The 18,002-nt window shown below is 43.5% G+C and carries 15 protein-coding genes and 1 pseudogene; 4 read left to right on the top strand and 12 right to left on the bottom strand.

The annotated features are described in order from the left end of the window. Window positions 1-5: 5 nt before the first annotated feature. Both FXV78_RS11690 and FXV78_RS11685 read right to left on the bottom strand, forming a co-directional pair. The gene (locus FXV78_RS11690) at window positions 6-992 is read right to left on the bottom strand and encodes a D-isomer specific 2-hydroxyacid dehydrogenase family protein (protein ID WP_004844608.1); all 987 of its coding nucleotides are present in this window, start codon (window positions 990-992) and stop codon (window positions 6-8) included. A gap of 13 nt (window positions 993-1,005) precedes the next feature. Next, the gene (locus FXV78_RS11685) at window positions 1,006-1,797 is read right to left on the bottom strand and encodes a Cof-type HAD-IIB family hydrolase (RefSeq protein WP_004844609.1); all 792 of its coding nucleotides are present in this window, start codon (window positions 1,795-1,797) and stop codon (window positions 1,006-1,008) included. Between the two features lie 128 nt (window positions 1,798-1,925). On the opposite strand from FXV78_RS11685, the gene FXV78_RS11680 reads away from it, so the two are divergent. Continuing rightward, complete coding sequence (locus FXV78_RS11680; RefSeq protein ID WP_004844610.1) at window positions 1,926-2,765, top strand: polysaccharide deacetylase family protein; 840 nt, start codon at window positions 1,926-1,928, stop codon at window positions 2,763-2,765. A 53-nt stretch (window positions 2,766-2,818) separates the two neighbouring features. Here FXV78_RS11680 and FXV78_RS11675 read toward each other — a convergent pair whose 3' ends face one another. Together FXV78_RS11675 and FXV78_RS11670 are read right to left on the bottom strand one after the other, a co-directional pair. Beyond that, entirely contained in the window at window positions 2,819-3,106 is a 288-nt protein-coding gene (locus FXV78_RS11675) for a BMC domain-containing protein (RefSeq protein WP_004844612.1), read from the bottom strand. 12 nt (window positions 3,107-3,118) lie between these two features. Next, window positions 3,119-3,418, bottom strand: coding sequence for a BMC domain-containing protein (locus tag FXV78_RS11670; protein ID WP_004844613.1), 300 nt, complete (start codon window positions 3,416-3,418; stop codon window positions 3,119-3,121). Between the two features lie 211 nt (window positions 3,419-3,629). On the opposite strand from FXV78_RS11670, the gene FXV78_RS11665 reads away from it, so the two are divergent. Continuing rightward, complete coding sequence (locus tag FXV78_RS11665) at window positions 3,630-4,346, top strand: LytR/AlgR family response regulator transcription factor (RefSeq protein WP_023923766.1); 717 nt, start codon at window positions 3,630-3,632, stop codon at window positions 4,344-4,346. After that, window positions 4,343-5,656 carry an ATP-binding protein gene (locus FXV78_RS11660; protein ID WP_004844616.1) on the top strand — a complete coding sequence of 438 codons (1,314 nt, stop codon included), beginning with the start codon at window positions 4,343-4,345 and terminating at the stop codon, window positions 5,654-5,656. The genes FXV78_RS11665 and FXV78_RS11660 overlap by 4 nt, the downstream gene beginning before the upstream one ends. Before the next feature lie 56 nt (window positions 5,657-5,712). Here the strand turns inward: FXV78_RS11660 and FXV78_RS11655 are convergent, their stop codons facing one another. The 8 genes and pseudogenes from FXV78_RS11655 to FXV78_RS11620 form a co-directional block, all read right to left on the bottom strand. Beyond that, window positions 5,713-8,148 (bottom strand): glycoside hydrolase family 3 C-terminal domain-containing protein, encoded by a 2,436-nt coding sequence (locus FXV78_RS11655; protein WP_004844617.1) that lies wholly within the window; start codon window positions 8,146-8,148, stop codon window positions 5,713-5,715. Window positions 8,149-8,268: 120 nt separating this feature from the next. Further along, a complete protein-coding gene (locus FXV78_RS11650; protein ID WP_004844618.1) occupies window positions 8,269-9,408 on the bottom strand; it encodes a PD-(D/E)XK nuclease family transposase in 1,140 nt (379 codons plus the stop codon). A 247-nt stretch (window positions 9,409-9,655) separates the two neighbouring features. Then, window positions 9,656-10,249 (bottom strand): hypothetical protein, encoded by a 594-nt coding sequence (locus FXV78_RS11645; RefSeq protein ID WP_004844619.1) that lies wholly within the window; start codon window positions 10,247-10,249, stop codon window positions 9,656-9,658. A gap of 20 nt (window positions 10,250-10,269) precedes the next feature. After that, on the bottom strand, window positions 10,270-13,161 hold the full coding sequence (locus FXV78_RS11640) for a glycoside hydrolase family 3 C-terminal domain-containing protein (RefSeq protein ID WP_004844620.1): 2,892 nt from the start codon (window positions 13,159-13,161) through the stop codon (window positions 10,270-10,272). 179 nt (window positions 13,162-13,340) lie between these two features. After that, window positions 13,341-14,699, bottom strand: a complete 1,359-nt coding sequence (locus tag FXV78_RS11635) for an MATE family efflux transporter (RefSeq protein ID WP_004844622.1) — start codon at window positions 14,697-14,699, stop codon at window positions 13,341-13,343. Continuing rightward, the gene (locus FXV78_RS11630; RefSeq protein WP_009245276.1) at window positions 14,696-15,895 is read right to left on the bottom strand and encodes an MFS transporter; all 1,200 of its coding nucleotides are present in this window, start codon (window positions 15,893-15,895) and stop codon (window positions 14,696-14,698) included. Before FXV78_RS11630 ends, FXV78_RS11635 begins: the two co-directional genes overlap by 4 nt. Window positions 15,896-16,021: 126 nt before the next feature. Continuing rightward, window positions 16,022-16,309, bottom strand: a complete 288-nt coding sequence (locus tag FXV78_RS11625) for a DUF2325 domain-containing protein (RefSeq protein ID WP_004844625.1) — start codon at window positions 16,307-16,309, stop codon at window positions 16,022-16,024. Between the two features lie 118 nt (window positions 16,310-16,427). Further along, a pseudogene (locus FXV78_RS11620) lies at window positions 16,428-17,354 on the bottom strand (HAD-IC family P-type ATPase); the annotation flags it as partial. Window positions 17,355-17,412: 58 nt separating this feature from the next. Between FXV78_RS11620 and FXV78_RS11615 the strand changes: the two are divergent. Further along, window positions 17,413-17,787: a TnpV protein gene (locus tag FXV78_RS11615; RefSeq protein ID WP_001129922.1), complete on the top strand. Its 375-nt coding sequence runs from the start codon at window positions 17,413-17,415 to the stop codon at window positions 17,785-17,787. Window positions 17,788-18,002 lie beyond the last annotated feature (215 nt).

The raw sequence follows: 18,002 nt of genomic DNA, 5'->3' as shown, positions 1-18,002 counted from the left end.
TTTTATTATTTTACTTCCCAGGGATTTTCCTCTCCCCGCTCATTCAGACAACAGCTCAAAATCGAATTTTTCACCATATCACTGACTGCCTGGTCGGTATAAAATGCCATATGTGGTGTCACAACTACATTAGGAAAACTTCTCAGGATACACAGATCATGCTTACTTAAGCACTTCGATTTCAGATCCTTATAATACAATCCAAATTCATCCTCGATCACATCCAGACCTGCTGCACCGACTTTTCCTGTTTCCAGACCTTTGATCAGCGCTTTGGTATCGATCAGACCGCCTCTTGCCGTGTTGATCAGAACTACACCATCTTTCATCTGCGCCATTGCCTTTTCATCGATCATATGGAAATTGGACTCAAATAATGGCATATGCAGTGTGATCAGATCACACTTCTGATAAATTTCCTGCACGTTTTCCACATAGTCTGCATATTCTTTTACACTCTCTGAACGATAGACATCATACGCATAGATCTTACAGCCAAATCCACTCAGATCCCGGATGACAGCCTGCCCGATTTTGCCGGTTCCGATGACGCCCACTGTAAAATTATGCAGTTCTCCTCCCTGGATTCCCGGCAGTGAAAAGTCGTTGAGCTCTGCCCGCTGCAGAATCCGTTTCATTTTTCGAATGGACATCAGGATTAAAAGCATCGTATAATCTGCCACACATTCCGGTGAGTATGTCACATTGCTGACCTTCATCCCACACGCTCTCGCTGCATCCAGATCGATATGGTCATAACCGATCGTCCGGGTAGAGATCATTTTGACTCCCAGTTCCCGGAATCGTCTTACCAGTGCTGCGTTAATTTTGCTGGTAAGAATACTGATATAGTCATATCCTTCTGCCAGATGTGCATTTTCCATAGATGGTCCCTGATGACAGATTCCCAGTTCTACCCCATATTCCTTTGAAAATTCCCGGAAATACACATCCTCATCAAATGTCCTGTAACTGTATACAAATAATTTCATAAGCCGCTCCTTTTTAATCTAAACCGTAATGACGGATTGCCTGAGCAATCCCATCTTTCTCTACTTCTGCTGTTACATACTCTGTAAAAGGATCCAGTCCTTTTGCATGATTTCCCATGGCAATCGTATGCTTCGCATACTGAAACATGGAAAGATCATTCATACTGTCTCCAAATACATATGCCCGATCCAGTTCCATCCCGAATTTTTTCAGGATTACATCGCAGGCAGTCCCTTTACTGTAGCCTTTCTGCACAATTTCATAGGTATTGCCTCCGCGGTCAATTGCTTCCATATCTTCCTCGATAAACGTAAAAAATTCCTGAAGATTGCTTTTCTCATCTGCATAAATGAACACCTTGTCATAAATGAAATCATCTTTTTCGAGATAACATTCCAATCCAAGACCATTGGACTGAAAATATCTTCTGGATGTCTCCAGACGTTCAAACCTGGTAATCCTCTCTGGAATATAAATATCTTCCGTTCCTTCTGCAATCCCGTCCAAATTGCATTCCGCCATTTTATTTAAAATTTCTCTTCCCCGTTTTTTGTCAATATTTCTTGTGAACAATACCTCATCATGATACGTCAGATATGTTCCGCATCCGCACAAATATCCGTCAAACATGAACTGCTTTAACTGTGCCGGAATCGAGCACATAGTTCTCCCTGTATTGATAAATAAAAGATGTCCTTTTTTCTGCGCCGCCAAAAGTGCCTCGATCGCGCTCTTTGGAATCTCTTTTGTTTTTTCACTTAATATCGTTCCGTCAATATCAAAAAATAATGCCGCTTTTTTCATATGTCACCTCTGATTTTCCATTCATTTTCTGCATTAACTGTATCACTCTTTTCTCCAAAAGTCTACTGTAAGCATATTTCCCTGTTTTCTCGAATATAGTAGCAAAAACAACGTTCCGGAGCTTTTCTATGAACATTAGCACGCATGACAAAAAAATCCTGTTTGTCTGTTTTCGTCGTCTTTTATTTCTTACACTTGCCTTTTTACTCGGTTCTCTCGCCGGAAAAGCCGAACTTTCCCTTGGCATTCATCCGGTATCCGGCCCGGTCCTCTCGTCCTCTGAAAACTGGGGCCTTAGTTTTCCAGAGGAAGGAACACTCCCCACTGCCAACGCTTCGATTGAAGAGCTGAAGCAATATGATGCTTACTACGCGCAGGATACGGATGAAAAAATTTTATATTTGACCTTTGACTGCGGGTATGAAAACGGCGCTACGCCAGCTATTTTAGATGCGCTGAAAAAACATCAGGCTCCTGCTGCTTTCTTTGTTGTGGGAAACTTTGTCCGGGATAATCCGGATTTGATCCGCCGCATGACAGAAGAAGGGCATACAGTGGCCAATCATACGCTCAGTCATCCGGATATGTCTAAGATTTCCTCTGTCGAAAATTTTCAAAAAGAACTTTCCGGCGTAGAATCTCTCTATAAAGAAATCACCGGCACTGACATGATCAAATATTACCGTCCCCCACAAGGTATCTACAGTACTGAAAATCTGAAAATGGCACAACAGCTGGGATACCAGACATTTTTCTGGAGCCTTGCCTATGTAGACTGGCAGCAGGATGATCAGCCTACTCATGAAGAAGCCTTTGACAAACTGCTTTCCCGCGTTCATCCCGGAGCGGTTGTACTGCTTCACAATACATCAAAGACCAACGGAGAAATTATGGAGGAGCTCCTCTCAAAATGGGAGGAAATGGGATATACCTTCCGTCCGTTGTCCGACCTTACCAAAGCAGCATAAAATCGAAAAAGGACAGCTTCCCATACGGCTGCTGTCCTTTTTCATACGCTCTTTTACTTTTTATTTCTGGCTTTGAAACCTTCTACAATCTGAACCATCTCCTGGGATGGATTGGAGATCACCGCCGTCTGAAATACTTTACACGGTGGTGCCAACTTTACACTCTCCACTGCCGCTGTAACAGCTGATACGCTTCCGCTTACAAAAATCAGGGCATGTCCGCCGCACTTTGTATCCTGTGTTTCATAAAAAACTTCTGCAGTCTTTAACATCCGATCCAGTACCAGAACCGCATTTGCCTCCCCAAGGACTTCTACCAGTCCAAATGCTCCGTATGTCATATTAATCTCTCCTTATTTTGTAATCGTCATTGCAATCGCCGTTTCTGTCTCCTCTGACGGGGATGCAATCACCGTGTGTGAAACAACCTTTGCGATTGGCTCTGCCGTCCGGATCGCCACTTCCATCGCAGCTTTCACATCCGAAATACTTCCCCGCATCTTTACACAGGCACCTGCTCCCAGACGGTTTCTCTCCACTCCCTGAATCTGTACTGCTGCTGCCTTTGCCGCCGCATCCAGTGCCACAAAACATGCGCACTCACTGTCCAGTTCAAATATTCCAATTGCCATACCATGATATTGTTCGGCCATACTTACCTCCTTCACTCAAAAACCTCTCTTCTTTGTTTTTCAGCATTTTTATTATACTTGGCTTTTTTAGGAATTTCAACCTGCTTTCTTTCCTGTTCACACCAATCCCCCGCCTATCCATACGCAATCGTAACAAGAATTGCTTTTTTTGCCGGATTCCGATAAAATAGTACTGATTCCAATAAATGATAAAAAACAAAAAGGAGAGACTATGATCCGAATTGCAATTGTTGAAGATGAAGATTCTTATGTACAGGTACTCACCGGGTATCTGAAACAATATGAAACCGAACATTCCCTTTCCTTCCAGATTTCCGTCTTTCACGATGGTCTGGACATTGTAAGTGAATATAAAGCAGACTACGATATCATTCTTCTCGATATCCAGATGAAACATCTGGACGGCATGAAGACTGCTGAAAAAATCCGGGAACTGGATGAAGATGTATCTTTTATCTTTATTACCTCTACGATCCAGTTCGCAGTTCAGGGATATCTGGTAGACGCCCTGGGATATGTTGTAAAACCGGTCGCCTATCTTGCATTTTCTCAGATTCTCGGAAAAGCTGTCAAAAAGGTGAAGCAAAAACAGCAAAAAGATTATATGACGATCGAAGTGGAAGGCGGACAGATGCGCCTGGATATCAGTCAGATTTATTACATCGAAAGCCAGCGCCACAACATTCTGTTCCATACCGAAAAAGGGGATTTTCTCACTGCCGGTCCAATGAAAAAGGTGGAAGCGCTTTTAAAAGACAAAGGATTTTCCAAATGCCATAACGCATATCTTATCCACCTGATGCATGTGACCGGTATTGTACAAAACAATGTCCTGTTATCTGATTCCACGACACTTCCTGTCAGCCGTGCAAAAAAGAAAGTGTTTCTGGAAGCTTTGACTGATTATATAGGAGGTGTACACCGATGAATTTAGACGCACTGATGGACACTCCCCGGATTTATACCGCCCTTGCTGAATGGGGTGCCTGCATCCTGTACGTCCTTCTCTTACGGCGAAAGGTAACCGGGTGGAAACTGCCGGTTTCCCTTGCCGGAAGCTTGCTCGTATTTATCGCTTATCAGGAATTTGCAGGAACTCTTCCTATTTATTTTTGGATTCCCTGCATGATCGGAGCCGCATTTCTGATGTGCCTCCTTCTGCATCTGCTCTGCGATACTACCTGGCTGGATGCCGGATTCTGCTGCGCACAGGCACTGGTTCTGGCAGAATTTACCGCGTCCTTTCACTGGCAGCTTTATGTCTGGTGGGCGTTGAATTACGCCAAAAACAGTCGGTTATTCTCGACTTTGACCATGCTGCTCTTATACACAGGCATTTATATCGGATATTACTTTCTGGAAAGAGGACATTTTCCGACTGACGAGCGCCTGCTGGTCAATGGAAAAGAACTCCTAAGCGCAATTCTCATTGCACTTGGAGCATTTGCCATCAGCAACATCAGCTTCGTCATACCAAATACGCCGTTTTCCAGTGCCACAAGTTCCATCCTGTATGTGCGGACACTGGTAGATTTCGGGGGACTTGTCATGCTTTTTTCCATGCAGGAAAAACGGGAAGAACTTCGTATGAGAAGTGAAAATCAGGCCATGAATATTGTTCTCCAGCGCCAGTATGACCAGTATCGGCTTTCCATCGATAATATTGAACTTTTACGAAGAGAATTTCATGATCTGAAACATTATATGATCGCGATCCGTTCTGAACAGGATCCCAAGAAAAAAGAACAGTATCTTCTGGAAATGGAGGAGGCGATCCACACACAGGAAGCGCTCACAAATACAGGAAACAGCGTACTGGACGTCGTTCTGACTACCAAAAGCACTTACTGTATGCAGAAGCATATTACATTCACCTGCATGGCTGACGGAAAACTGATTTCTTTTATGCATGTCAAAGATATTTGCTCTATCTTTGGAAATGCACTGGACAATGCAATTGAATGTGTTTCCCAGTTTGATGACCCTGAAAAGCGTCTGATCACACTGTCTATGTATCAGAAAAATCAATTATTGATGATTCAATGTGAAAACTATACGGAAACTTCGCTTTCTTTAAAACCGGATCAACTTCCGACTACAACAAAGCAAAACGCAGGTTATCACGGATACGGACTGAAAAGCATTCAGCAGGCAGCCCGCAAATATGGCGGCTCTATGACACTTCACGCAGAAGACAACTGGTTTACCCTGCAGGTGCTGATTCCTGTAGAATCTTAAACACAAAAGGAGAAAGTCCTGATTTGGCTTTCTCCTTTTGCTTATTCGCAAGTTCCTTATTTTCCGGTTCCCAGCTTTTTCTCATATTCTTTATTTGCTTTTCGGTTCTCAAAGAAACCGCCGAGTACTTTTTTCATACCTTTCATGAAATGTCCGTTGACCACTTCCGCCATACCCTCTGCCATTTTCATGCTGACCGCCCCATGCGTCATCTTTGCAATCCCTCGGAACGGCATATTATAAATAAACAGGATATTCAGATCCGGTTTTCCCTTATCCTCACTTTTCTTTTTCAGGTTTGTGAGAATCTTGTAGATCATTCTTGCCAGTCTGCTCTTTGCATAATACATCTGGCAGATCGCGTCATTCATTCCCAGTTCACCGCTCCACTTTCCATCCGGGATCGGTTGCTTCAGAAGTGCTTCAAATTCTGCATCCGGTACATCTCTGATAATTCCCGAAAAATATGACAGCATCTTTTCAGCATCATATGGCATTGTGTCAGTTGTTCCTTCTATTTCCAGTGTCTCTCTCAATCGGATATCCAATGCACATGCGCCAATACAGATTTCATATCTTCCTGCTTCCTTTTCCCAGCTGTCTGTCTCTACATTCCAGTAACGGAATGTCTTATCATCAAACAAAATCTGTACTTTTCTGCTTTCTCCTGCTTTCAGGAATACTTTTGCGAATCCTTTTAATTCTTTATCCGGACGGAAGATCTTTCCTTTCGGTGCACATACGTACATCTGAGCTACTTCCGCACCATCCATCTTTCCGGTATTGGTCAGTACAAATTCAACTCCATCCGCCGTTACTCTCAAGTCTGAGTATTCAAACGATGTATACGACAGACCATATCCAAACGGATACTGCACTCTCACTTTACTTGTATCATAGTAACGATATCCAACAAACAGACTCTCCCGATATTCCGAATTACGCTCTGTACTTGGAAAATATTTAAATGCCGGAGTATCTTCATAGCGAACCGGATATGTCTCACTGAGTCTTCCGGACGGATTGGCTTTTCCGGTCAGCACATCCAGCATGGCTCCTGCAGAAGCCTGTCCGCCAAGGTATCCGTGCAGCAATGCCTTACAGCAGGAATGCCACGGCATCTCAACTGCAGATCCCGCACTTAATACACCTACAATATTGGAGTTTACTTTTGCCATTGCTTCCAGAAGCTCCACCTGATTCTGCGGAATCCGCATATGCGTACGATCCAGACCTTCTGATTCGCTCAATTCATCCAGACCGAAGCAGTAAATAACCACATCTGCCATCTTTGCAAGATTCACTGCTTCCTTTTTCAGTACTTCATCTGCTTCTCCTGTTCTCTGATATCCTTTCGCTGTACCGATACACTGAATCGGATAGCTGCTGATCATCTGCTCCATTGTTTCTACTTTCGTTGGATTCACCAGAGAAGAACCTGCCCCCTGGTAACGAGGAACAGATGCAAAGTCTCCGATCAGTGCCACTCTTGTATTTTCTTTGAGAGGAAGCAGCTGGAACGGTTTTTCTTCATTCTTGAGCATCACAATACTCTCTCTTGCAGCTTTTTTCGCAAGCGTATGGTGAGCTTCTCTGTCAAATTCACGCACACGCTTTTCTCTGTTCTTTGCCAGTGTCAGTACTGCATCCAGAAGATCGTCCGTACACTGATCCAGTTCTTCCATGGAAAGGCTTCCCTCTTCTAACGCTGCCAGAACTTCTCGTGCCGCATCCAGTCCCGGCGCCGGCATCTCAAGATTAGATCGACAGGCAACTCCTTTTACATGGTCGTTCGAAGCCCCCCAGTCAGTGACTACAAGTCCGTCAAATCCCCACTCTTCTCTTAAAATTTCTTTTAACAAATGCTCATTTTCATTTGCATAGACTCCATTGACCTCGTTATAACTGGTCATGATGGATTTTGCTTTTCCTTCTTTAATCGCAATTTCAAACCCAGTCAGATAAATCTCCCTCAGTGTCCGTTCATCCAATACCGAATTCATTGCCATCCTGCGAAGCTCCTGGCTGTTAACCGCAAAATGCTTCGGACATGCATAGATTCCCTGACTCTGGATTCCTCTTACATAAGATGCAGCCATCTTTCCCGCCAGATAAGGATCTTCAGAAAAATATTCAAAATTCCTTCCACACAGAGGGCTGCGCTTAATGTTCAGTCCCGGTCCCAAAAGTACATCTACGCCTAATGCTGATGCTTCTTCTCCAAGAGCCTTTCCAATCTCTTCACCCAACGATTCGTCCCAACTGTTCGCAATCGTAGCTGCCGTCGGAAAACAGGTAGCCGGAACAGATGCATTCAATCCGAGATGGTCTCCTTCTCCTTCCTGTTTCCTCACTCCATGAGGACCATCTGAAAAAAACGCCGCCGGAATTCCAAGTCGTTTGATCTCTCTTGACTCCCACTCGGACGCTCCACTCAATATCGCTGCTTTCTCTTCAACTGTCATTTTCGCAATGATTTCTGCGTGTTTCATATCTCTCACCTTTCACTTCTTTATCTCTTCATTTTTCTGAAGACTACTCTATCACAAATCCGTAGAAACGGGGAGATTTCTGCACAACTGGTTGTTCTATCATCATAAATGGACCAACAACTACGTATCTTTCTCTTCAATCTGAGCCAGAAGTCTGGCAATCTGTGCATCCTTTTGTGCTAACTGCTCCTGATTCTTCTGTAACTCTTCTTCACTGTGTTTCAGCTGCTCCTGACTCCTCTGCAACTCTTCTTCACTGTGCTTCAGCTGCTCCTGACTCCTCTGCAACTCTTCTTCATTCTTCTTCAGCTGCTCCTGATTCTTCTGCAACTCTTCTTCACTCTGCCTTAGCTGCTCCTTCTGCGCCTTAATTTCTCTCTCCTGCTCTTCAATCATAAACTTCACCGTATTACGGTCCAGTTCCTGCAATTCTTTTGAAAACATACGTACCACCTCTTCTACATTCTCACAAATGTCATAAATTTCCTGATACATGTCTCTAAATTCGGGATACTTTTCGACCAGCTCTTTTACTTTTTCCGAAGTATCATTACTTAAAAAGGTAAGCCATGCATCAAGCTTGTTTTCGATAATTTTATTGTGCGTGGTTTTCCGGAAAATGTCAAGCGGCACCAAAACGTATTCCTGCAGCAGATTCACAGAAAGTCCGGTATCAAACTGCTGCTTTGCCCGATGGATATAGGTATTCGGAAATTCCTGAAATTCTTTTGTACTTTTTTCGATAAATACGATTGTATATACATTTTTCACATCACGATATGTAAAATTTCTCTTTTTTCTGCTCTTGACACTCTTATACTGCCGAAGAAGCAGATCGGCGGAATAGCACGCACACCGCTCTCCCGGAAAAAGATATCCGATACGCTGAATCTCTACATTCGCCAGACTTCCATCCATGAGCTCTACCACAATATCCATAATAACAAGACTCTGCTCATCTGCAATTCTCGTTCCGTCACTTGGTATAACCTGACGGATCTTCACTTCTGTCTCCAGGATACAGGACAACAGCTCCTCCAGTCGCTCCGGATGATAGATCGGGCTTAATATCTCCTTTCCAAACCCGTCATACAACACCTTGACTCCCCGCATCCCTGAACAGAACTTCAGAAAATCTCTCTGCTGTAGTTCTGTCCAGCTCTCATATTCTGCGAGCAGATTCTCATCACTCTTGATCTCTCCTATAATTGCTTCTTCGGTCCGAATATTCGGAAATAATTGTTTTAATGTTTCTGACATACACATACTTCTCCTTTTGTTGATTGATTGATTTTTTTGAAACTGCTCCTGAATCAGAATACTGATTTGAATCTGGATGCTTAAGATAAGGCAATACGCCTGAAAGATTTTTCGACTGCTGTGATATCAGCGTGTTTGGCATCCGATATAGCTATAGTCTAACATAGAATTTCTGGTGAATCTATAAATAAAATAAAAATTTTTTCTAAAAAAAGAGTTATTGCCCGATTGCAATAACTCTCTGTTTTTATGCTTCTTTCTCTTTAAATATGATCTTCATAATCGGGAAGAATACCCAGAACGAAATCACACAGTTGATCAGCATTGTGATAATATCAGCTACTGTCATTCCCGCACCTTCTCCCATCATTCCCATAAAGAAATCATAGATTGGTGTTTTATACAGTCCCTGCAGTGCCGCTGCGCCTACAGAGATCAATACCCAGGCAATGAAATACCATACTGCCGCTTTGACTACACTTGCATTGGATTTGAAAGTCACGTTCCGCTGCAGGAAAAAATTGATAACCTGCGCCAGAAAAAGTGTGATCTCCACTGCAAGGAAATATGCAAGTCCTCCGCCGCCTCCGGAGCTGATTGCTCCGGAAGCATAATCAAATACATAGTAGACGCTGCCGTCCAGATTATGTCCGATTGGCAGAATCTGAAAATTCGTATTGACAAGGGATGTAAAACCAAACGCATATTTAATTGCCGGCATCATGATCATCTGAAGTACTGTCACTCCATTGCTGATAATAAAGAATACGATAAACTGTGCAACTGCCGGGTGTTTTTCTTTAAAAGTCCCCCAGAAGCCTTTCTTTGCCGTGTTTTCCATTTCTATCTCCTCGCTATTGCTTAGTTCTCAACTGCTACAGCTGCCTTCTCTTCTGCAAGGCGTTTGCGGAAGCGTTTGATTGCCACGATTTCAAGTGCAAGAATTCCCACACCCAGTACAACATCTGCTGCAATTGCTGCAATCTGCCATGTCATCAGACCTGTTTCCAGATTTTCCGCATCATATGCACGACTGTTTACTACAGTGTACATAATATTTTTACAAGCCTGACGCATTGCTTCAACACCAGTTGCGCTCTTCTGATCTTTTACATGGTTTGTTTCTGTATCATATGCAACAAGCATTGCATCTGTACCATTTCTGATACCCTGGTCAGAGTTCATGTATCCATATACACCAAAGTAATCTGTCAGAACAAATCCCTGGAATCCCCATTCGTCACGGAGTACGGTATTGCACAGTTCTTCTGAGCCTCCTGCCCATCTTGTACCGATATAGTTGAAAGAAGACATCACTGCTTTTGCTTTTCCTTCTTTCACGCAGATTTCAAATGGTTTCAGATAAATCTCACGGATTGCCTGCTCATTTGACCATGTACAGAGCATACTTGTACGGTTTGTCTCCTGATCGTTCAGGGCAAAGTGTTTCAAATATGCATACACGCCGTATTTTTCTGCACCTACTACTGCATTTGCAGCAATTTTTCCGGATAACAGTCCATCTTCTGAATAGTATTCAAAGTTACGGCCTGCAAATGCAGAACGGTGAATATTCATTGCCGGAGCATACCATCCGGATACCCCCATTTCATCTGCCATTTTACCGATGCTTTCTCCGAATTCCATTGCAATCTCATCATTCCATGTACATGCGATCATAACCGCTGACGGGAATCCGATGGAACCTGTTCCTGTAAAGTTGTTATTGATAGATGCCGGTCCGTCACAGTCAATCGTCTGTATTTTTCCTACGCTGGAAGCTGCTGCTGTCTGATATCCGCCCAGAGCGATCACAGTATCCATATCACTGATTGTCATATTGTCAAGCAGTTCATCCCATTTTGCGTCATCATAGTCGACACCTCTTAAATCTGCCAGTTCAATATCATTTTTTGCACCTGTTTCCGGCATTTTATCTTCTTCATTGTTATAATCTTCCGGATTATAGTTGCTGTTGTTGATAAATTCTTTCTTTGCCTCTTTTGACATGGAAAGACTCTCTGGTGCTGCTGTTGCTTCTTTATAATTTGCAAATCCGTTTGCACGGGATAAGTATGTAACATCTCCTGCCGCATAGTCAAACTGATTTTCCACAGTTGTCTGGTCAGTCGAACGTTTATTGTCTCCTGTATACTTCACTGTTTCATCCACTGTATAAGTTTCAGATTCAATGATGTGATGTGAATCCGTGTTGATGCTGATCTCATAATCACCGGCTTCCAGAACGTATCCTTTTTCTTTCTGATAGTCATATGATGCCATATCTTCTGCTTTAAAGGAAATTGTCAGTGTCTGGGATTCACCCGGCTCTAAGCTTTTTGTTTTGTCATAAGCGATCAGATTCGCAGATGCTTTTTCAATTCCTCCGTTTGTGTACGGCGGGTTATAGTATACTTCTACAACATCTTTTCCTGCTGTGTCGCCTGTGTTTGTAACTGTAACATCAAAGGAAATTGTTCCGTCATTTTCTGTAATCTTGCCCATTTCCTGTGTAAATGTTGTGTAAGATAATCCATATCCAAACGGATACAGTACTGTTTTATCATAATCGATGAGCCCTTCACTGGCAGCTGTCTCGTAGAAACGATATCCGACATAAATTCCTTCTACATAATTTATGAAAGAAGGAGTTGTTGTCTCTTCTTTTCCTGTAAAGCCTGTCTGTGTTACTTTATACTCATCCATATTGTCATATGTAAAGTTTCCAAAGTTCTGTGCTGTCGGTGTTGCAGTCAGATCTCTTACAAATGTATCACTTGTTTTTGCCGACGGATTCACTTCTCCGCTTAAAATCACGCCAAGACCATTGAATCCTGCCTGTCCTGTTCCCGGACACCATACTGCACCTTTGATTTGCTCATAATCATTTAAGAATCCAAGCTCCATTGCATTTGCACCATTGTATACAACTACAACATTGTCAAAATCAGAGCATACCATATCCAGCATATTTTTCTCTGTCTGGCTCAGCTGCAGATAATGCTCTCCCGGCTCAAAGTCTTTGTAGTCTTTTGAGTTATCTGTATAAGTCACTTTGCTTACATCTGTCGGAAGATCTGCACCTTCTCCACCTACACGTGTAATCACAACCAGTGCTGTATCAGAAAAATCCTGTGCATTCTTGATCAAATCTTCACTGTAAGAATCTACTGTAGGTTCTGGAAGTGTCCAGTCCTGCTCCCACATTCCGACTTCCGGACGCTCTGCACGGTAGTCTTTGTAGAAATCAGAAAGCTCTGAGTTCAGTTCAAATCCTGCATTTTCCAGTCCCTGAAGTAAAGATACTGTCTCATATGCATCAGATAAAGAACCGGAACCTGTTCCACCATAACATGGATTTGTCGATGCCCATCCAAATACATTTAACTTTTTATTATTTTCCATCGGAAGCATATTGTCTTCATTCTTTAAAAGCACAATTCCTTCTTCCGCAATCTTCTCTACCAGTTTGGTTGCCTCATTTGATGTCTCTTCTGAAATTGTTCCGTTTCCGGTTGCAAGAGAGATCATGCTTGACATCGGTCCCCAGCAAATCATATTTACTACGATCACCAATGCTAACAGAATTGCAATTCCAGCCTGTGAACGTACCAGTTTTCTTTTTGTCTTTTTCAGTTTAAATGCCGCAATCAGAACAATCAGTGCAATTGCAAGCACAATACCAAATCCAATCAGATAAGGTTTACATGTATTCAATACATTTACCACATCCGCCATGTTAATCGCTAACATTTTTCTTCCTCCCGTATTCTCATATTCTCTATAGTGCCGGCCGGCTTTCTATGTTCATACTTTACCACATGTCCTTCTCTTTTTGAGTTTTTTTGCACAACTTGCACATTTCACAACACAACTGACAAAAAAGAGACAACAGATGAATGTTCTCCACCTGTTGTCTCCTCTCTTATGCACTATCCCTCCAGCTGTTTCTGCTTTTCATATTTTTTCATCACATAAATGTAATACGGAATCAATGGAATCAATGCCGAAATCCATGCCGCCGGATCTGCAAGGCAAACACCGAAAAAGCTCGTCTTTCCTGCCACCAAAAGTACGATCAGCGCTCTTGCCGCCAGTTCAAACACACCACCAAGCATCGGAACAAGACCGTAGCCCATTCCCTGCAGCGCATTTCGATAGATAAAAATACTTCCTAAAAACGGGTATGCCCAGAACACCGTCCGGAAATAAACTTCCGCTGCATGAAGTACCTCTGTCTCCGTTTTGCTCACAAACAACAATGTCATCTCTTCTCCAAAGAAGTACACCAAAACCATTGTGACCGCACTCCAGACAAATACCATGATCTGCGTGTATCGTACTCCCTTATGTACACGATCCATTTTCCCGGCTCCGCGGTTCTGACCCACATATGTGGCAACTGTGGCGCCAAACGCAGTAAATACTGTCACAATAATATTCTGCAGTTTTCCTGCAGCTGAAAATCCTGCCATATATACCGCTCCGTAAATATTGACCGCTCCCTGCACAATGATCGTTCCGATCGCCGTAATAGAAAACTGCAGTCCCATGGGAATTCCCAATGCCAGAAGCCGTCCCATGCTCTGAAAGGAAATCCGAAAATCTTCTTCCGAAAGCCGCAGGATCGGAAATTTTTTTACAATATAAATCAGACACAACAATGCAGAAACAGCCTGTGCGATCACGGTCGCATATCCGCAGCCTTCCACGCCCATTCCAAAATTCACGATAAATACAATATCCAGAACCACATTGATAATCGCGGAAATGATCAGAAAGTATAATGGTGATTTGGAATCGCCCAAAGCCCGCAGCACTGCCGCAAGTGCATTGTATGCCGCAGTTACGATCAGCCCGCCATAGATGACTGCCATATATCCTTTGATATCTGCCATCAGATTTTCCGGAGAATTCATCAGCCTTAAAATCGGCTCATTGGCAAATTCAAATCCGATCGTCATCACCACAGCAAACGCAATCGTCAGGTAAATGGACATTGCCACATAATGGCGCATCCGTTTCATATCTTTTGCTCCAAACCACTGCGATACCAGAATTGCAAATCCACTGGTCAGTCCCTGCAGCCATCCTGTCACAAAAAACATCAATGAACCGGTACTTCCGATCGCTGCCAGAGCATTGACACCCAAAAACTGCCCTGCAATGATGGAATCCGCAATATTGTAAAACTGCTGGAACACATTTCCCAGACACATCGGAATCATAAACTGAATGATCAGCTTTGTCGGACTTCCGACAGTCATATCATTTGTCATCTCTTTTTTCATCTTACTTCCCCTCTCTCTCGACTTCCTTCTTTCAACAATTGCAGTCCAATGATCAGCAGAACCGGAAATACGATTGCTGCCAAAAGTCCTGCCTTCAGATTCTCTGAAAATGCTCCTGATACAACGCCTACCACTCCCGGACCGGAAGAACACCCAAGATCTCCCGCAAGTGCCAGAAGTGCAAACAATGCAGTCCCTCCTTTCGGACAGGATGCTGCAGCCATACTAAAGGTTCCCGGCCAGAATACGCCCACAGAAAATCCACAAAGCCCACATCCCAGCAGCGCCAGCACCGGATTTGGAGACAATGCGGCAAGCAGATAACTCACAATGCACAAAATCCCGCTTGAGAGCATCATTTTTGGCAATGAGATCCGCTCACTCATCTTCGCATAGAGCAGTCTTGAACTTCCCATCAACAGTGCAAAAAGACATGGTCCCGCCAGGTCCCCGACTGCCTTTTCTACATGCAGCCCTGATTCTGCAAATGCTGACGCCCACTGGGACATTCCCTGTTCAGATGCCCCTGCACAGATCATCAGCAGTACCAACACCCAGAAAATTTTCATTTTAAATAATTCTCGCACAGGAATTCCCTCAACGTCTTCCTCTTCTGCCTGAATCGGTACCATTCCAAAATATACTGCATTCAACGCCGGAAGGATTGCCCAGATCACAGCCAGTATCCTCCAGTTCTCAATCCCCGCAATGGCAAAAAATGCAGTCGAGATCAGAATCACGCCTACATGCCCCCAACAGTAAAAAGAATGCAGAAGACTCATCGCAGCAGCCTTTCGCTCTGTCGGACAAGATTCTACAATCGGACTGATCAGCACCTCGATCAATCCGCCTCCAATTGCATAACAAAATACTGCCAAAAGCAGTCCTGCATACGCATCCGGAAAAACGGACGGAAACACTGCCAGTCCCACCAGGCCAACTGCTCCGAAAATATGTGCTGCCACCACACTGTTGCGGTATCCGATCTTGTCCACATATTTTGCGGCCAGCAGATCCACGATCAACTGCACCCCAAAATTAAAGGATACCAAAAGTGCGATCTTATCCAGCGAAATCTCATATGTACTCTGAAATGTCAGAAACAGAAGCGGTGCAAAATTGTTCACGATTGCCTGGGTAATATAGCCAAGGTAACAGGCATTCAATGTATGATTATAGTTTTTTCTGATGTTCATGTCCCTCATCCCTCATTTTTTCATATCAAAAGAGAGTATACCATACATATTTCGTATCGTATACTCTCTTTTTTGTACATTTTTCTATATTTCTCTTCTATCTTGCTCTTTTGAAGCTGATCGTTTTTACACTGCTGCACAGGCAGTTTCCAGGATATCTTCCAGTGCGTTTTTGCTGCTTGTATGGCAGCGGATGATCTCTGCATTGCAGCGGCCTGCTTCTTCCACTGCACACCGCACCATTTTGTGCGAAACAGTGTTTGTGAATAAAACGACCAGATCCGGAGTTCCTATCTTTTTGGACAGATTTCCTGACATCTGTGTGAACACTTTTGCTTTACACTGATATTTCTGACATACTTTTTTATACTGACAGACCATTCGGTCATGTCCTCCGATAATAACAATACTCATACGCACCTCCTGAATTTTCCTGTGTGTTCCCGTTTGTTAGTTGTAACTAACCTTAGTTTTATTCTATAGGAACTATTTCAAAAAATCAAGAGGGTTATTATCGATTTTTTCTCAATAACTAGTTTTCATCCAGTAAGTTTTTCATATTGGTCAGGCTGATCGTCAGCGTAGACATATTATGAAGCAGTGCAGACGTCGTAGGCTGCAGGATTCCTGTGACTCCAAGCAGTATCAAAGTAGCATTGATCCCGACAATGCTTCTGTAATTTTTCTGGATACGCCGCATCAGCGCCTCGCTTAATCTTCTCAACATTACGATTTCCCACAAGTTTTCTGCCGAGATTGTGATATCCGCAATTTCCTGTGCGATCTGCGCACCGTCACGAATTGCAATTCCCACATTTGCTGCCGACAATGCCGGAGAATCGTTGATCCCGTCGCCGATCATAATCACCGTACGGCCGGATGCGCGCTCCTGTTCCACAAATTTTGCCTTATCCTCAGGCAGCACTTCTGAATAATATGCATCCACACCAACTCTTCTCGCCACAGAAGCAGCTGTTTTTTCACTGTCTCCTGTCATCATCACGACTTTCTCAAGCCCTGTTGCCTTCAAAGCACGCACTACATCTGCCGCTTCTTTGCGCAGCGGATCTTCAATACATACAACTGCAGCAAGCTCATGCTCAATGGCAAGATAGAGCAGAGAACATTCTTCCGGAAGTGTTTCAAACTGTCGGATCCACGGTTCTCTGACCGAGCATTTTTCATCTTCGAATACAAAATGATGACTTCCGATCACCACGCGTTTTCCTTCGATCGTGGAGGAAATTCCATGTGCAACAATATAATTGACCTTGCTGTGCATCTCTTCATGCTCCAGCCCTCTTTTTCTGGCGGCTTCCACAACAGCCTTTGCCATGGAATGTGGAAAATGTTCCTCCAGACAGGCCGCCATTCTCAGCAGCTCATCCTCACTCTGCTCACAGAAAGAAACCACCTTTCGTACCGTCGGTCGCGCCTCTGTGAGTGTCCCCGTCTTATCGATGTAGGACGGATTTTGCGGACATTCAAAATAAAAAAGAATGTGGAGGTAACAGACAATGGCAAAATCATTATTTGAGGAACTGGGCGGCAAATACGAAAGGCAAGGGGATTATTTGATACCGTGCTTAACTGTACCCGCCGAAGAAGAACAGGCAATAGGCATCTGGGGGCAACGGCATTTAGATTATCTAAAACAGTACCGTAAAGTTACATACACCAATCTTCTTACAAGCGGCAGGCTAAACGCCTACCTTGCCGACATCAACAGACAGGCACAGGAACGCTTTGAAAGGCTCATAGAGGGTATGAAACAGGCACAGGGCATAACGGAACAGCTAAAGGCAGAAAACGCCTTAGAATGGACAGGATGCCTCAATAACATAAGGGCTTGTGCGAGGGAGATTGTGGAAAAGGAAATTATTTTTGCATAAACAGATGATTAGTGGCAGGGGGAAATCCTGCCGCTTTTTCTGCTTTAGTTTGTCAGCTTGACAAATAAAGGGTTAAGGAATATAATTAGATTCAGTATTATACAAGGAGTTAATAAATATGCGGCAAGGTATTCTTAAATAAACTGTCAATTTGATAGTGGGAACAAAAAGTAGCAGTCCCGTTTCACTTTTAATATGGGGCTTAGTTTTTTGTA

Source organism: Mediterraneibacter gnavus ATCC 29149 (assembly GCF_008121495.1).
In the GTDB taxonomy this organism is placed as follows: domain Bacteria; phylum Bacillota; class Clostridia; order Lachnospirales; family Lachnospiraceae; genus Mediterraneibacter; species Mediterraneibacter gnavus.
Note: the sequence above shows the minus strand (reverse complement) of the source record. Positions and strands in the feature narration are given on the sequence as shown.

What these genes read in the sequence shown, in the direction of transcription:
- FXV78_RS11670 (WP_004844613.1), bottom strand. Translation starts at nt 3,418, where the DNA reads ATGGCCGAACAATATCATGGTATGGCAATTGGAATATTTGAACTGGAC.
- FXV78_RS11630 (WP_009245276.1), bottom strand. Translation starts at nt 15,895, where the DNA reads ATGAACATCAGAAAAAACTATAATCATACATTGAATGCCTGTTACCTT.
- FXV78_RS11640 (WP_004844620.1), bottom strand. Translation starts at nt 13,161, where the DNA reads ATGTTAGCGATTAACATGGCGGATGTGGTAAATGTATTGAATACATGT.
- FXV78_RS11690 (WP_004844608.1), bottom strand. Translation starts at nt 992, where the DNA reads ATGAAATTATTTGTATACAGTTACAGGACATTTGATGAGGATGTGTAT.
- FXV78_RS11655 (WP_004844617.1), bottom strand. Translation starts at nt 8,148, where the DNA reads ATGAAACACGCAGAAATCATTGCGAAAATGACAGTTGAAGAGAAAGCA.
- FXV78_RS11660 (WP_004844616.1), top strand. Translation starts at nt 4,343, where the DNA reads ATGAATTTAGACGCACTGATGGACACTCCCCGGATTTATACCGCCCTT.
- FXV78_RS11675 (WP_004844612.1), bottom strand. Translation starts at nt 3,106, where the DNA reads ATGACATACGGAGCATTTGGACTGGTAGAAGTCCTTGGGGAGGCAAAT.
- FXV78_RS11635 (WP_004844622.1), bottom strand. Translation starts at nt 14,699, where the DNA reads ATGAAAAAAGAGATGACAAATGATATGACTGTCGGAAGTCCGACAAAG.
- FXV78_RS11685 (WP_004844609.1), bottom strand. Translation starts at nt 1,797, where the DNA reads ATGAAAAAAGCGGCATTATTTTTTGATATTGACGGAACGATATTAAGT.
- FXV78_RS11650 (WP_004844618.1), bottom strand. Translation starts at nt 9,408, where the DNA reads ATGTCAGAAACATTAAAACAATTATTTCCGAATATTCGGACCGAAGAA.
- FXV78_RS11625 (WP_004844625.1), bottom strand. Translation starts at nt 16,309, where the DNA reads ATGAGTATTGTTATTATCGGAGGACATGACCGAATGGTCTGTCAGTAT.
- FXV78_RS11615 (WP_001129922.1), top strand. Translation starts at nt 17,413, where the DNA reads ATGGCAAAATCATTATTTGAGGAACTGGGCGGCAAATACGAAAGGCAA.
- FXV78_RS11680 (WP_004844610.1), top strand. Translation starts at nt 1,926, where the DNA reads ATGAACATTAGCACGCATGACAAAAAAATCCTGTTTGTCTGTTTTCGT.
- FXV78_RS11665 (WP_023923766.1), top strand. Translation starts at nt 3,630, where the DNA reads ATGATCCGAATTGCAATTGTTGAAGATGAAGATTCTTATGTACAGGTA.
- FXV78_RS11645 (WP_004844619.1), bottom strand. Translation starts at nt 10,249, where the DNA reads ATGGAAAACACGGCAAAGAAAGGCTTCTGGGGGACTTTTAAAGAAAAA.